This is a genomic window from Streptomyces sp. NPDC046887, assembly GCF_040644755.1.
Taxonomy (GTDB): domain Bacteria; phylum Actinomycetota; class Actinomycetes; order Streptomycetales; family Streptomycetaceae; genus Streptomyces; species Streptomyces lichenis.
The window spans coordinates 60,077-73,908 of record NZ_JBEYXH010000008.1 but is presented as its reverse complement, the minus strand read 5'-3'; the positions used below and the strand labels follow the sequence as shown (position 1 = coordinate 73,908).

At 73.2% G+C, this 13,832-nt stretch carries 14 protein-coding genes; 6 read left to right on the top strand and 8 right to left on the bottom strand.

Going from position 1 to position 13,832, the window contains the following annotated elements; all coding sequences use genetic code 11:
- The first annotated feature begins 308 nt into the window (after positions 1 to 308).
- From nhaA to ABZ945_RS10895, 3 genes are all read left to right on the top strand, one after another.
- The gene (gene nhaA, locus ABZ945_RS10905; protein ID WP_361267133.1) at positions 309 to 1,793 is read left to right on the top strand and encodes a Na+/H+ antiporter NhaA; all 1,485 of its coding nucleotides are present in this window, start codon (positions 309 to 311) and stop codon (positions 1,791 to 1,793) included.
- Between the two features lie 150 nt (positions 1,794 to 1,943).
- Positions 1,944 to 2,558: a phage holin family protein gene (locus tag ABZ945_RS10900; protein ID WP_361266888.1), complete on the top strand. Its 615-nt coding sequence runs from the start codon at positions 1,944 to 1,946 to the stop codon at positions 2,556 to 2,558.
- Positions 2,555 to 3,526: an alpha/beta hydrolase gene (locus ABZ945_RS10895; RefSeq protein WP_361266886.1), complete on the top strand. Its 972-nt coding sequence runs from the start codon at positions 2,555 to 2,557 to the stop codon at positions 3,524 to 3,526. The genes ABZ945_RS10900 and ABZ945_RS10895 overlap by 4 nt, the downstream gene beginning before the upstream one ends.
- 353 nt (positions 3,527 to 3,879) lie before the next feature.
- Here the strand turns inward: ABZ945_RS10895 and ABZ945_RS10890 are convergent, their stop codons facing one another.
- From ABZ945_RS10890 to nth, 3 genes are all read right to left on the bottom strand, one after another.
- The gene (locus ABZ945_RS10890; RefSeq protein WP_361266884.1) at positions 3,880 to 5,079 is read right to left on the bottom strand and encodes a MarP family serine protease; all 1,200 of its coding nucleotides are present in this window, start codon (positions 5,077 to 5,079) and stop codon (positions 3,880 to 3,882) included.
- 84 nt (positions 5,080 to 5,163) lie between these two features.
- Positions 5,164 to 5,841, bottom strand: coding sequence for a CoA pyrophosphatase (locus ABZ945_RS10885; protein ID WP_361266882.1), 678 nt, complete (start codon positions 5,839 to 5,841; stop codon positions 5,164 to 5,166).
- 356 nt (positions 5,842 to 6,197) lie between these two features.
- Positions 6,198 to 7,187 (bottom strand): endonuclease III, encoded by a 990-nt coding sequence (gene nth, locus ABZ945_RS10880; protein WP_361267131.1) that lies wholly within the window; start codon positions 7,185 to 7,187, stop codon positions 6,198 to 6,200.
- 625 nt (positions 7,188 to 7,812) lie between these two features.
- Between nth and ABZ945_RS10875 the strand changes: the two genes are divergently transcribed.
- The gene (locus tag ABZ945_RS10875; protein WP_248633424.1) at positions 7,813 to 8,487 is read left to right on the top strand and encodes a Crp/Fnr family transcriptional regulator; all 675 of its coding nucleotides are present in this window, start codon (positions 7,813 to 7,815) and stop codon (positions 8,485 to 8,487) included.
- 122 nt (positions 8,488 to 8,609) lie between these two features.
- On the opposite strand, the gene ABZ945_RS10870 is transcribed toward ABZ945_RS10875, so the two are convergent.
- The 4 genes from ABZ945_RS10870 to ABZ945_RS10855 all read right to left on the bottom strand — a co-directional run bounded on the left by ABZ945_RS10870 (position 8,610) and on the right by ABZ945_RS10855 (position 11,111).
- Positions 8,610 to 9,440, bottom strand: coding sequence for an MBL fold metallo-hydrolase (locus tag ABZ945_RS10870; protein ID WP_361266880.1), 831 nt, complete (start codon positions 9,438 to 9,440; stop codon positions 8,610 to 8,612).
- Positions 9,437 to 10,342: an NUDIX hydrolase gene (locus tag ABZ945_RS10865; protein ID WP_361266878.1), complete on the bottom strand. Its 906-nt coding sequence runs from the start codon at positions 10,340 to 10,342 to the stop codon at positions 9,437 to 9,439. Before ABZ945_RS10865 ends, ABZ945_RS10870 begins: the two co-directional genes overlap by 4 nt.
- A gap of 143 nt (positions 10,343 to 10,485) precedes the next feature.
- On the bottom strand, positions 10,486 to 10,956 hold the full coding sequence (locus ABZ945_RS10860; RefSeq protein WP_361266876.1) for a RidA family protein: 471 nt from the start codon (positions 10,954 to 10,956) through the stop codon (positions 10,486 to 10,488).
- Positions 10,953 to 11,111: a DUF4177 domain-containing protein gene (locus tag ABZ945_RS10855; RefSeq protein WP_003967454.1), complete on the bottom strand. Its 159-nt coding sequence runs from the start codon at positions 11,109 to 11,111 to the stop codon at positions 10,953 to 10,955. The genes ABZ945_RS10860 and ABZ945_RS10855 overlap by 4 nt, the downstream gene beginning before the upstream one ends.
- A 123-nt stretch (positions 11,112 to 11,234) precedes the next feature.
- On the opposite strand from ABZ945_RS10855, the gene ABZ945_RS10850 reads away from it, so the two are divergent.
- Both ABZ945_RS10850 and ABZ945_RS10845 read left to right on the top strand, forming a co-directional pair.
- Positions 11,235 to 12,200, top strand: a complete 966-nt coding sequence (locus ABZ945_RS10850; protein WP_361266874.1) for an ArsA-related P-loop ATPase — start codon at positions 11,235 to 11,237, stop codon at positions 12,198 to 12,200.
- Positions 12,201 to 12,205: 5 nt separating this feature from the next.
- Positions 12,206 to 13,414: an ArsA family ATPase gene (locus tag ABZ945_RS10845; protein ID WP_361267129.1), complete on the top strand. Its 1,209-nt coding sequence runs from the start codon at positions 12,206 to 12,208 to the stop codon at positions 13,412 to 13,414.
- A 17-nt stretch (positions 13,415 to 13,431) separates the two neighbouring features.
- Here the strand turns inward: ABZ945_RS10845 and ABZ945_RS10840 are convergent, their stop codons facing one another.
- Positions 13,432 to 13,776 carry a WhiB family transcriptional regulator gene (locus ABZ945_RS10840; protein WP_181160367.1) on the bottom strand — a complete coding sequence of 115 codons (345 nt, stop codon included), beginning with the start codon at positions 13,774 to 13,776 and terminating at the stop codon, positions 13,432 to 13,434.
- Positions 13,777 to 13,832: the final 56 nt, after the last annotated feature.

Here is a 13,832-nt window from a genome sequence, read left to right as displayed (position 1 = left end):
CCCGGTACGGTGAGAGGCGACAAGGGTCCGTCAAGATCGGCGGCGCGGTATCACCGGAAGCGGTGACACCGGCTTCCGCCCTGACGCCCGCACAGGTGCGCCGGGAAGTCTGGTCGGCAGGTGTTCAGCCCTGCCCGCACGCCCAGCGACCGGAGGTCCTCCCCGTGGCCGCGCCCACCCCCCGTAAGCCCGACTCCGGCCGGCCCGGCCCCGGCGAGTCCGCCTCCCCGGAGACCGGCTCCCCGGGGACCGCCTCCCTGGAGAACAGCTCCCGCAAGCCCGTCCCCCGCAGCGGTGCGGCGGCGTCCCTGTTCGGGAGGCTGCCGCTGCCGGAGCGCACGTACCTCACCGACGCGCTGCGGACCGAGACGGTCGGCGGACTGCTGCTGCTGGTCGCCGCCATCGCGGCGCTGGTCTGGGCGAACACCCCGCTCGCCGACAGCTACGAGACCGTCCGCGACGCCCATCTGGGGCCCTCCGCGCTCGGGCTCGACCTGTCCGTCCAGCACTGGGCCGCCGACGGGCTGCTCACCGTCTTCTTCTTCGTCGCGGGCATCGAGCTCAAGCGCGAGCTGGTCGCCGGGGAACTGCGCGACCCCCGGGCCGCCGCCCTCCCGGTGGTCGCCGCCGTGTGCGGGATGGCCGTACCCGCCCTCGTCTACGTCCTGACCAACACCCTCGGCGGCGGGGCGCTCGGCGGCTGGGCGGTGCCCACCGCCACCGACATCGCCTTCGCGCTCGCCGTGCTCGCCGTGATCGGGACCTCGCTGCCGTCCGCGCTGCGCGCGTTCCTGCTGACCCTGGCCGTGGTGGACGACCTCTTCGCCATCCTGATCATCGCGGTGTTCTTCACCAGCGGGCTGAACTTCGCCGCGCTCGGCGGCGCGGTCGCCGGACTGGTGCTCTTCCGGCTGCTGCTGCGCGCGGGGGTGCGCGGCTGGTACGTCTACGTTCCGCTGGCCCTGGTCAACTGGGCGCTGATGTACAACAGCGGCGTCCACGCCACCATCGCCGGGGTCACCATGGGCCTGATGCTGCGCTGCCACCGCCGGGACGGCGAGAGCCACTCCCCCGGTGAGCGCGTCGAGCACCTGGTCCGGCCGTTCTCCGCCGGACTGGCCGTACCGCTGTTCGCGCTCTTCTCGGCCGGGGTGCCGGTCACCGGCGGCGCCCTCGCCGAGGTCTTCACCGAGCCGGAGACCCTGGGCGTGGTCCTCGGCCTGGTGGTCGGCAAGACCGTGGGCGTCTTCGGCGGCACCTGGCTGGCGGCGCGCTTCACCCGGGCCTCCCTCAACGAGGACCTGGACTGGGGCGATGTCCTGGCGCTGGCCGCCCTCGCCGGAATCGGCTTCACCGTCTCGCTGCTCATCGGTGAACTCGCCTTCGCGGCCGACCCGGGGACGACCGCCGAGGTCAAGGCGGCGGTGCTGACCGGTTCGCTGATCGCCGCCGTGATCGCCACCGTGCTGCTCAGGCTCCGGGTCCGCAAATACCGGGCGCTGTACGAGGAGGAGGAGCGCGACGAGGACCACAGCGGCGTGCCCGACGTCTACGAGCAGGACGACCCGGCCCACCACCGGCGGATGGCGGCGCTGTACGAGGCGAAGGCCGCCGCGCACCGGAAGCTGGCCGAGGCCGCCGAACGCGGCAGCCCCTCGGAGGCCGCCGAGGTGACGGAGGCAGCCCAGGCGGCCAAGGCCACAGAGGCGGCCGAGCGGGCGGAAGGAGCCGGGCGGGCGGAAGGGGCCGAAGCGGCGGGGGCGCCGCACGACGACGGCGGCCGTCCGGCATGATCTGAGGTCGGACCACACCCTCGACGACCGGGATCCGGTGGATTCCGGGAAACCGGGGCAGCAGCCGTACGGACCCGTCCGACCGCCATAGGGTTCCACCACCGACCACCGCGCTTCAGGAGAGAAGTCCGGGGAGAAGAGGGAGCGACGATGAGCCACCCCGTCGGCAACGAGGCCAACAGCGCCGAGCGCAGCCTCGGCCAGCTGGTCGCGTCGGCCACCGCCGAGATGTCCGCGCTCGTGCACGACGAGATCGCCCTGGCCAAGGCCGAGCTGCGGCAGGACGTCAAGCGCGGCGCGACGGGCGGGGCGGCGGTCAGCGTCGCGGGCGTGTTCGCCCTGTTCTCGCTGCCCGTGCTGAGCTTCGCCGCCGCGTACGGCATCCACAACCTGGGCCTCGGTCTGGCCTGGTCCTTCCTGATCGTCGGCGGCGCGTACCTGGTGCTGGCCGGGCTGCTGGCGCTGCTGGCGGTGACCAAGTTCAAGAAGGTCAAGCCGCCGGAGCGGTCGATCGCCTCGGCGAAGCAGACGGCCGCGATCCTCGGCAACGCCAAGCCGCACCCGCGCCCGGCCCCGCTGGCGGGGGTGGCCGCCGATATGAAGCCGCTCACCGCCGTACCCGCCGACGCCCGCCCGCTCCCCGCCTCCGCCGTATCCGTGTCCGTATCGGAGGCGTCCGTATCGGAGGCGTCCGTATCGGAGGCGTCCGTATCGGAGAAGAGCGGCGAAAGCGGCACCGGGACTGTGGGACGCTCGTCTGCATGACGGTCCCCGAGAGCAGCAGCGGCAGCGGCAACGGCGGAGCCGGCGGCAACGGCAACGGTGGCGGCGGTCCGGTACGTATCGACGGGCCGTGGACCCACCGCGACGTGGCCGCCAACGGAGCGCGCTTCCATATCGCCGAGATGGGCGAGGGTCCCCTCGTCCTGCTGCTGCACGGCTTCCCGCAGTTCTGGTGGACCTGGCGGCACCAGCTTCCGGCGCTCGCCGAGGCCGGGTTCCGGGCCGTGGCCATGGATCTGCGGGGGGTCGGCGGCAGCGACCGCACCCCGCGCGGTTACGACCCGGCCAACCTCGCCCTCGACATCACCGGCGTGGTCCGGTCCCTGGGCGAGCCCGACGCGGCCCTGGTCGGCCATGACCTCGGCGGCTATCTGGCCTGGACGGCGGCGGTGATGCGGCCGAAGCTGGTGCGGCGGCTCGCGGTGTCCTCGATGCCGCACCCCCGGCGCTGGCGCTCCTCGATGCTGTCGGACTTCGCCCAGTCCCGCGCCGGGTCGTATGTCTGGGGGTTCCAGCGTCCCTGGCTGCCCGAGCGTCAGCTGACCGCCGACGACGGCCGGTTGGTCGGCGAGCTGATCCGCGACTGGTCCGGCCCCCGGCTGCCCGACGAGGAGGCGGTCGAGACCTACCGCCGGGCGATGCTGATCCCCTCCACGGCCCACTGCTCGATCGAGCCGTACCGGTGGATGGTGCGTTCGCTGGCCCGCCCGGACGGCTTCCAGTTCAACCGCCGGATGAAGCGGCCGGTGCGGGTGCCGACCCTGCATCTGCACGGTTCGCTGGATCCGGCGATGCGGACCCGCAGCGCGGCCGGTTCGGGCGAGTACGTGGAAGCGCCGTACCGCTGGCGGCTGTTCGACGGACTCGGCCATTTTCCGCACGAGGAGGACCCTGCGGCGTTCTCCACCGAACTGGTCAACTGGCTGAAGGACCCCGAGCCCGACCGGTAGCGACCTTCCGCCGCCCGCCCGCCGACCGCCCGCCACCGAGCGCCGGGAAGCGGCCACTTGCCGGGCGCATACGCCAATTCGGCGCTGCCCAGGCGGTTATGGACCATGGGGGCCGGGCACACGTCGGGGTATGGGCTGGACGCACGACCACGCTGACGTAGTACGCAACCGCCGCTCGGCCTCCGAGCCGCTTCCCCCGAGGGGCGGTCGCCCGGGCCAGGGCCCCGATCCCCGCCTCGGGATCTCCCGCATCCTCCGCCGCCGGGCCCGCTGGGTCTCCGCCCGACTGCGTCACACCCGGAGCTAGGGCCCGGGGCTCAAGAGAACCCCGGGGGCTCAAGAGAACCAGAGGGTCAGAGGGCGCAGCCCTGGCTGTCCACCTGCTGGCCCGCCGTGCTGCCCAGCCGGATGTCCTCGCGGATCTCGTCCACCGTCAGCGCGTAACCGGTGTTCGCGTCGTCCAGCGAGCGGGCGAAGATCACCCCGTACACCTTGCCGTCGGGGGTGAGCAGCGGGCCGCCGGAGTTGCCCTGGCGGACCGTGGCGTACAGCGAGTAGACATCGCGGCGGACCTGGCCCCGGTGGTAGATGTCGGGGCCGTTGGCGTTGATCCGGCCCCGGACGCGTGCCGAGCGCACATCGTAGGCGCCGTTCTCCGGGAAGCCGGCGACGATGGCGCTGTCGCCGCTGCGGGCGTCGGTCTCGGTGAACTGCAGCGGGGTGGCGTCCAGGTCCGGTACGTCGAGTACGGCGATGTCGCGCTCCCAGTCGTAGAGCACCACCCTCGCGTCGTACCGCCGGCCCTCGCCGCCGATCTGGACGGTCGGCTCGTCCACACCGCCGACGACATGGGCGTTGGTCATCACCCGGCGCTCGGCGAAGACGAAGCCGGTGCCTTCCAGGACCTTGCCGCAGCTCGGGGCGGTGCCGACCACCTTGACGATGGAGCGCTTGGCGCGGGCGGCCACCGGGCTGCCGACCAGCGCCGGGTCGGGCGGGCGGACCTCGGTGATGGGCTCGTTGGCGAACGGGCTGAAGACCTGCGGGAAGCCGTTCTGCGCCAGTACGGAGGTGAAGTCGGTGAACCAGGTCGAGGCCTCGGTCGGCATCACCCGGGACACCCCGAGCAGCACCTTGGAGTTGCGGACCTCCTTGCCGAGCGTGGGCAGTGAGGTCCCGGCGAGCGCCGAGCCGATCAGCCAGGCGACCAGGAGCATCGCCACCACGTTCACCAGCGCGCCGCCGGTGGCGTCCAGCGCCCGGGCCGGCGACCAGGTGATGTGGCGGCGCAGCTTGTTGCCGAGGTGGGTGGTGAGGGCCTGGCCGACCGAGGCGACCACGATCACCACCACGACGGCGACGATCGCGGCGGTGGTGGACACCTTGGCGTCCCCGGTGAGGGGGCCCCAGACCAGCGGCAGCAGATAGACGGCGACGAGGCCGCCGCCGAGGAAGCCGATCACCGAGAGGATGCCGACCACGAACCCCTGTCGGTACCCCACGATCGCGAACCACACGGCGGCGACCAGCAGCAGAATGTCGAGCACGTTCACCGTCATTAGCCTCGCAGATTCGTCTCCGGCCGCCCCGATCGGCCCCCGGAGCACAGCTGTCACCCTGTCACGCGCGACAGCCTGTCATGCACGCCAGTCGAGCGGGACGCTCTTCTCCCGGTCCCAGGGCCGCTCCCAGCCGGCGAAGTGCAGGATGCGGTCGATCACCCCGGCCGTGAACCCCCAGACCAGGGTCGACTCCACCGCGAAGGCGGGACCCCGGAAGCCGCTGGGATGGACGGCGGTCGCCCGGTGGGCCGGGTCCGTGAGATCGGCCACCGGCACGGTGAAGACCCGGGCGGTCTCGGCCGGATCGACGGCCCGGAACGGACTGGGGCTGCGCCACCAGCCGAGCACCGGAGTCACCACGAAGGCGCTGACCGGGATGTAGAGGCGGGGCAGCACCCCGAAGACCTGGACGCCGGCCGGGTCGAGCCCGGTCTCCTCCTCGGCCTCCCGCAGCGCGGCGCGCAGCGGCCCGCCGTCCTCCGGATCACCGTCCTCCGGGTCCAGCGCCCCGCCCGGAAAGGACGGCTGCCCGGCGTGCGAGCGGAGGCTGCCGGCCCGCTCCATCAGCAGCAGTTCGGGCCCCCGGGCCCCCTCGCCGAACAGCACCAGCACGGCCGCCTGGCGCCCACCGGTCTCCGGCGGCAGAAAGCGGCTCAGCTGCTCGGGCGCCACACTCCGCGCGGCCCGGGCCACCGGCTCCAGCCACCCGGGCAGCCCCTGCTCCGTCACCGGTACGGGAGGAAGCACCGGCACGGCAGGCGCCTCCGACACGGCAGGCGCCTCCGACACGGCAGTGGGCTCCGGTACGGGAGCGGGCTCCGGTACGGCAGGGGGCAGCGTTACGGGAGCGGGCGCCGCCCCGGCGGGAGACGCCCCGCGCGCGCGGTCACGGGGGTGGTCGCGAACGGGCTCACGAGCCGGTTCACGAGCCGGTTCATGGGCGTGCTCACGGGGAGGGTCGTAGGCGCGGCGGCCGCCGTACCGCCCCGGCTCGGCATGGTCGTACGACCGGTCATCGCGTCTCATCGACACCTCCGGCCTGCCCAACGCCTCGCGGCTGCCATCCGGTTCCCCTCTTCTCCCCTGCTCGTCCCCTGCCCCCGCTCGCCTCACTGCACGGACTCGCCGAGCGGCGGGGCCGGCTTGCCGGGGTAGTCGGGCGGCGGGGAGAGCCGCTGGCCGGGGAAGCCGCCCTTCTCGTACTTGAGCAGCTTGGCCGCCTTCTCGGGGTCCGTTTCCCCCTCCCCGTACGAGGGGCAGAGCGGCGCGATCGGGCAGCAGCCGCAGGCCGGCTTGCGGGCGTGGCAGATCCGGCGGCCGTGGAAGATCACCCGGTGCGAGAGGTCCGTCCACTCCGACTTGGGGAAGATCGCGGCCACGTCCGCCTCCACCTTCTCCGGGTCGTCCTGCTCGGTCCACTTCCAGCGCCGGACGAGCCGGCCGAAGTGCGTGTCGACCGTGATCCCCGGGACCCCGAAGGCGTTGCCCAGCACCACGTTCGCCGTCTTGCGCCCGACGCCCGGCAGGGTGACCAGGTCCTCAAGACGGCCCGGCACCTCGCCGTCGAACCGGTCCCGGAGCGCCGCGGAGAGCCCGAGCAGCGACTTCGTCTTGGCCCGGAAGAAGCCGGTGGGCCGGATCAGCTCCTCCAGCTCCTCGGGTGCCGCGGCGGCCATGTCCTCGGGCGTCGGGTACGCGGCGAAGAGGCGGGGCGTGGTCTGGTTGACCCGTAGATCGGTGGTCTGGGCGGACAGCACCGTGGCGACCAGCAGTTCGAAGGGGTTGCGGAAGTCGAGCTCCGGATGCGCGTACGGGTAGACCTCGCCGAGCTCGCGGTAGATCCGCCGGGCGCGGCGCACCATGGCCAGATGCGACTCCGGCTTGCGGGAGGCCCCAGCCCCGCGTCCGGCACCCGCCGATCCCCCGGCCGGGGCGTTCTCGACGGTCTTCCGGGCCCCGGCCGCCGTCTTCTTGGCCGCGGCGGCCTTCCCGGCCCCGGCAGCCTTTCCATCGGCGGTGGCCTTCTTCGCCGTTACCTTTTTCGCCGTGGCCGTCTTCTTGGCTCCGGTCGCCTTCCTGGCCGTGGCCGTCTTCTTCACCGCGGCCGTCTTCTTCGCCGGCCCCGCAGGCTTCGCCGACCCCTCAGGCCTCGCCGTCTGGTGGTCGCCCCCGTCGGCGGTCACCGGCTGCTCCGCGGCCGTCTCGGCCTCGACCGCCGCCGTCTCGGCCTCAGCGGAACCCTTTGCCACGATCGTCTCCTCCGCGTATCCCGTCGATCCCGTCGATCCCGTCGCCCTCGACCTCTTCCGGACCGTCTTCCCCGTCGCCGCTCGCTGTCCCCGCCTGCCGACCCCCGCCCGCCCACCGGAGACCACCGCACCGTCCTGGACCGGCTTCGGCCGCCTTCCGACCCTCTAGGCAACTTGTCTGATTTGTATGCTTATCATCGAATGGCCGATGCCTGTTCGCCCACAGCGGAATTCCCTTCGGGCGGCCGCGCCCGTATCCCCGCGACCCGTGTTCCCACCGGCGGGTTGGGCACCCGGCCAGCCTAAGCGTCGGCACCCTCATCCGCCCCGGGCACCGACGATCACGACCCAATCGGGGCCCTGCCGTACGGACACGCGTACCAGTGCGTCAAACTTGTTGTGATTGATCGCACTGTTTTACCGTCCGGCATCATGGGATCCGACGTCCCTGAGCAGGTCGACATAGGAGAGATTCGTGGACGACGTTCTGCGGCGCGCCCCGCTCTTCGCGGCGCTCGATGACGAGCAGGCCGCGGAGCTCCGCGCCTCGATGAGTGAGGCAACGCTCGCCCGTGGCGACGCCCTCTTCCACGAGGGCGACCCGGGCGACCGGCTGTACGTGGTGACCGACGGCAAGGTGAAGCTGCACCGCACCTCGCCGGACGGCCGGGAGAACATGCTGGCCGTCCTCGGCCCCGGCGAGCTGATCGGCGAGCTGTCGCTGTTCGACCCGGGCCCGCGTACCGCCACCGCCACCGCGCTGACCGAGGTCAAGCTGCTGGGCCTCGGCCACAACGACCTCCAGCCCTGGCTGAACGCCCGCCCGGAGGTCGCCAGCGCCCTGCTGCGCGCCGTGGCCCGGCGGCTGCGCAAGACCAACGACCAGATGTCCGACCTGGTCTTCTCCGATGTGCCGGGCCGGGTCGCCCGTGCGCTGCTCGACCTCTCGCGCCGCTTCGGTGTGCAGTCGGAGGAGGGCATCCACGTGGTGCACGACCTCACCCAGGAGGAGCTGGCCCAGCTGGTCGGCGCCTCCCGTGAGACGGTCAACAAGGCCCTCGCCGACTTCGCCGGCCGCGGCTGGCTGCGGCTGGAGGCGCGCGCGGTGATCCTGCTGGACGTCGAGCGGCTCGCCAAGCGCTCGCGCTGATCCCCCGCGCCATACGGCTGTACGCAGGGATCCCCCAGACGCCATACGGCTGTACGCAAGGAGGGCCGCCCCGGAAGCTCGGGGCGGCCCTCCTCCGTACCTCTCCGTACTCCCGCCGGAGCTCAGATCAGCCCGTGCTCGCCGAGGTACTCCAGCTGGGCGCGGACCGACAGCTCGGCCGCCGGCCACAGGTTCCGGTCGACGTCCGCGTACACATGCGCCACCACCTCCGAGGCGGTCCGGTAGCCGTCCTCGACCGCCGTCTCCACCTGGGCGAGCCGGCTGGCCCGGTGCGCGAGATAGAACTCGACCGCCCCCTGGGCGTCCTCCAGCACCGGACCGTGCCCGGGCAGCACGGTGTGCACCCCGTCGTCCACGGTCAGCGAGCGCAGCCGGCGCAGCGAGTCCAGGTAGTCGCCCAGCCGCCCGTCCGGATGCGCCACCATCGTCGTACCGCGGCCCAGGATGGTGTCCCCCGTGAGCACCGCCCGGTCGGCCGGGAGGTGGAAGCTCAGCGAGTCGGCGGTGTGCCCGGGCGTGGGCACCACCCGCAGCTCCAGCCCGCCGACCCGTACCGCCTGGCCGGCCCGCAGCCCCTCGTCGCCCAGCCGCAGCGCCGGGTCCAGGGCGCGCACCGTGGTCCCGGTCAGCTCGGCGAACCGCCCGGCGCCCTCGGCGTGGTCGGCGTGGCCGTGGGTGAGCAGGGTGAGCGCGATCCGCTTGCCGAGCCGCTCCGCGGTCTCCACCACGGCCCGCAGATGGCCCTCGTCCAGCGGCCCGGGGTCGACCACGACCGCGAGCTCGGAGCCCGGCTCGGAGAGCAGCCAGGTGTTGGTGCCGTCCAGCGTCATCGGGGACGGGTTGGGCGCCAGGATGTTGACGGCCCGCTCGGTGGCCGGGCCGCTCACCACGGCACCGCGCGGCTGCCCGGGCAGGGCGGCGGCCTCGGTCATCCGTTCTTCCCCCCGTTCGCCGGGGCGCCCTCGGCCGCCACCAGCTTGGTGAACTCCTCGTGCCCCGGCCAGCTCAGCACCACCTGGTCCCCTTCCAGCCGGGCCCGCGCCAGTACGGGGGCGAGGTCCCGCCCGCCGGCCGCGGCCAGCGCCTCGGCGGGTGACCCGTACGGCAGCAGCGAGCGCAGAGTGGCGATGGTCGGGGGCATCATCAGCAGCTCGCCCCGGTCGTAGCCGGCGGCCGCCTGGTCGGGCCCGATCCACACCGTGCGGTCGGCCTCCGTGGAGGAGTCGGCGGCATCGGCGTCCCGGGTGCGCTGCCCGGACGGCAGCGCGGCGACGAAGAACCAGGTGTCATAGCGGCGGGGCTCGAACTCGGGGGTGATCCAGCGCGCCCAGGCGCCGAGCAGATCGGAGCGGAGGACCAGCCCGCGGCGGTCCAGGAAGTCGGCGAAGCCCAGCTCCCGGGCGATCAGGGCGGCCCGGTCCGCCTCCCAGTCGTCCCCGGTGGTGTCCTCGACCACGCTCGCCGCGGTGGGTCCGGCGAGCAGGACGCCGGCCTCCTCGAAGGTCTCCCGGACCGCGGCGCACACGATGGCCTGCGCCTCGGCGGCCCCGGGCACCCCGAGCCGGCCGGCCCACTCGGCGGGCGCCGGACCGGCCCAGCGCACCGGCTGCTCGTCCCGCGGGTCGACCCCGCCGCCCGGATAGGCGTACGCACCGCCGGCGAAGGCCATGCTGGTGCGGCGCCGGAGCATATGGACCTCGGGCCGCCCGCGTCCGGCGTCGCGCAGCAGCAGTACGGTCGCGGCCCGCCGGGGCTCGGCGACCGCCAGCTCGCCGGCGGCCAGGGCACGGATGCGGTCAGGCCATTCGGGCGGATACCACTGACCATTGGACATGGCCGGAGCCTATGCGCAACGGCCCTGATGTTCGAGAGGGGATCTCGCGGACCCCGGCTCCCCCGAGACTCCGGCCGCCGGGGTACGGGGCACCGGCGGCCCCGTACCCATCCGCCTCCGGGCGTCCCGCCCGTCGCGGCGGCTCAGTCCTCGACCAGCTCGACCTGGATCTCGACCTCGACCGGGGCATCCAGCGGCAGCACCGTGACGCCCACCGCGCTGCGCGCGTGCACGCCCTTGTCACCGAGGACCTGGCCGAGCAGTTCGCTGGCCCCGTTGAGGACCGCGGGCTGACCGGTGAAGTCGGGCGCCGAGGCGACGAAGCCGACGACCTTCACCACCCGGGCGATCCGGTCCAGGTCCCCGGCCACCGACTTCACGGCGGCCAGCGCGTTCAGCGCGCAGATCCGGGCAAGCTTGTGGGCCTCCTCCGGGGTGACCTCACCGCCCACCTTGCCGGTGAGCGGAAGCTTGCCGTCCACGATGGGGAGCTGGCCGGCGGTGTACACGTACACCCCGGTCCGTACCGCCGGCTGGTACGCGGCGAGCGGCGGCACCACGTCCGGCAGGGTCAGGCCCAGCTCGGCCAGCGCCGACTCGACCCGCCCGGTCACGCCTTCTCCCGCTTGAGGTAGGCCACCAGCTGCTCGGGGTTGTTCGGCCCGGGCACGACCTGGACGAGCTCCCAGCCGTCCTCGCCCCAGGTGTCCAGGATCTGCTTGGTCGCGTGCACGAGAAGGGGCACGGTCGCGTATTCCCACTTGGTCATGGGGGCGACTGTATCGGCTGCCACCGGCGCCCCCCGCACCCCGACCCCGGCACCCGGGCCGCCCGCAGCCGAATCGGTCGGGCTGCTGATTGCGCCGGGACCGGACTGGTTAGGCTCGATGACGTGAGCAGGCTCCAGGTCGTCAGCGGCAAGGGCGGTACCGGTAAGACGACGGTCGCCGCCGCCCTCGCGCTCGCCCTCGCCACCGAGGGCAAGCGGACCCTCCTGGTGGAGGTCGAAGGCAGGCAGGGCATCGCCCAGCTCTTCGGGACGGAGGCGCTTCCGTACGAGGAGCGCAAGATCGCCGTCGCTCCGGGCGGCGGGGAGGTGTACGCGCTCGCCATCGACGCCGAGCGGGCGCTGCTCGACTACCTCCAGATGTTCTACAAGCTCGGCTCGGCGGGCCGGGCCCTGAAGAAGCTCGGCGCGATCGACTTCGCGACCACCGTCGCCCCAGGCGTGCGGGATGTGCTGCTGACCGGGAAGGCGTGCGAGGCGGTACGCCGCCGGGACCGGCGTACCGGGGAGCCCGCGTACCACCATGTGGTCATGGACGCCCCGCCCACCGGGCGGATCACCCGGTTCCTCAACGTCAACGACGAGGTGGCCGGGCTGGCCAGGATCGGCCCGATACACAACCAGGCGCAGGCGGTGATGCGGGTGCTGAAGTCCCCGCAGACCGCCGTCCACCTGGTGACCCTGCTGGAGGAGATGCCGGTCCAGGAGACCGCGGACGGCATCGCCGAGCTGCGCGAGGCCGACCTGCCGGTGGGCGGCGTGCTGGTCAACATGGTCCGTCCGCACGTCCTGGACGAGGACGCGGTACGCGCGGCCGGCGGCGACCACCGCGAGGAGATCACCCGGGCGCTGACCGCCGCCGGGCTCGGTGGGGCGGAGGCGCTGGTCGGCCCGCTGCTGGACGAGGCCGCCGAGCACGCCGAGCGGGTGGCCCTGGAGCGGGAGCAGCGCGAGACCCTGGCGAAGCTGAGGGTGCCCACCTGCGAACTGCCCTTCCTCGGGGAGGGCGCGGACATCGCCGGCGTCTACCGGCTGGCGCGGGAACTGCGGAAGCTCGGGGTGGGCGCGTGAGTGGCGTGAGCACGGAGCCGGTGGCGGGGGCCGATCTCGGCACCGCCCTCGAAGGGGTGCCCGGCCTGGAGGTCGACGCGCTGCTGGACGACCCGGGGACCCGCATCGTGGTGTGCTGCGGCGCGGGCGGGGTCGGCAAGACGACGACCGCGGCGGCCCTCGGCGTACGGGCGGCGGAGCGCGGCCGACGGGTGGTGGTGCTGACCATCGACCCGGCCCGCCGGCTCGCCCAGTCCATGGGCATCGACCAGCTCGACAACGTGCCGCGCCGGGTGGACGGCATCCACCCCGGCGCCGACGGCGAACTGCACGCCATGATGCTGGACATGAAGCGGACCTTCGACGAGATCGTCGAGGCGCACGCCGACCCGGCCCGGGCCGCCGCCATCCTGGGCAACCCCTTCTACCAGTCCCTGTCGGCCGGCTTCGCGGGCACGCAGGAGTACATGGCGATGGAGAAGCTGGGCCAGCTGCGGGCCCGGGACGAGTGGGACCTGATCATCGTGGACACCCCGCCGTCCCGCTCGGCGCTGGACTTCCTGGACGCGCCGAAGCGCCTGGGCTCCTTCCTCGACGGGCGGTTCATCAAGCTGCTGATGGCCCCGGCGAAGGCGGGCGGCCGGGCCGGGATGCGCATCCTCAACGCCAGCATGTCCATGATGACCGGGACGCTGGGGAAGCTGCTGGGGGGTCAGTTCCTCCAGGACATCCAGACCTTCGTGGCCGCGATGGACACCATGTTCGGCGGCTTCCGCACCCGGGCGGACGCCACGTACCGGCTGCTCCAGGCCCCCGGCACCGCCTTCCTGGTGGTGGCGGCGCCCGAACCGGACGCGCTGCGGGAGGCCGCGTACTTCGTGGAGCGGCTGGGGGCGGAGCGCATGCCGCTGGCCGGACTGGTGCTCAACCGCGTCCACGGCACCGGCGCGACCGGGCTCTCCGCGGAGCGCGCCCTGGCGGCCGCCGAGACCCTCGAACAGGAACCGGGGGACGCCTCGGCCTCCGACCTGGCGGCCGGTCTGCTCCACCTCCATGCCGAGCGGATGCAGGTGATGGCCCGTGAGCAGCGGACGCGGGATCGTTTCACCTCGCTCCACCCGGAGGTCCCGGTGACAGCGGTGCCCGCGCTGCCGGGCGATGTGCACGACCTCTCCGGCCTGCGCGCCATCGGCGACCGGCTGGCGGCGGGTCATGCGGCGGGCCACGGCGGCTGAGCGCCCACCTCCGTGGTTCAGCCGACCGCCGCGTACTCCTCGTAGGTCTCGTCGTCCTCCAGCGCGACCGGCAGGATGCCGGCGCTCCGCTCGTACTCCGTCCGCGCGGTCTCCAGCAGACGGCGCCACGAGGTGACGGTGGGCCGTCTGCGCAGCAGCGCCCGGCGCTCACGCTCCGTCATACCGCCCCACACCCCGAACTCGACACGGTTGTCGAGGGCGTCCGCGAGGCACTCCGTGCGCACCGGGCAGCCGGTGCAGACCGCTTTGGCCCGATTCTGCGCCGCTCCCTGCACGAACAGTTCGTCCGGATCGGTGGTGCGGCAGGCGGCCTGCGCACTCCAGTCAGCTACCCAGCCCATACCGGCGCCGTCCTCTCCCGAATCGAGGCTCCCCCACGGCGGTTGCGGCATATTCA

Coding starts and splice junctions, on each gene's coding strand:
- ABZ945_RS10870 (WP_361266880.1), bottom strand. CDS start 9,440: ATGACCGAGGCCGCCGCCCTGCCCGGGCAGCCGCGCGGTGCCGTGGTG.
- ABZ945_RS10855 (WP_003967454.1), bottom strand. CDS start 11,111: ATGACCAAGTGGGAATACGCGACCGTGCCCCTTCTCGTGCACGCGACC.
- ABZ945_RS10865 (WP_361266878.1), bottom strand. CDS start 10,342: ATGTCCAATGGTCAGTGGTATCCGCCCGAATGGCCTGACCGCATCCGT.
- ABZ945_RS10900 (WP_361266888.1), top strand. CDS start 1,944: ATGAGCCACCCCGTCGGCAACGAGGCCAACAGCGCCGAGCGCAGCCTC.
- ABZ945_RS10895 (WP_361266886.1), top strand. CDS start 2,555: ATGACGGTCCCCGAGAGCAGCAGCGGCAGCGGCAACGGCGGAGCCGGC.
- ABZ945_RS10840 (WP_181160367.1), bottom strand. CDS start 13,776: ATGGGCTGGGTAGCTGACTGGAGTGCGCAGGCCGCCTGCCGCACCACC.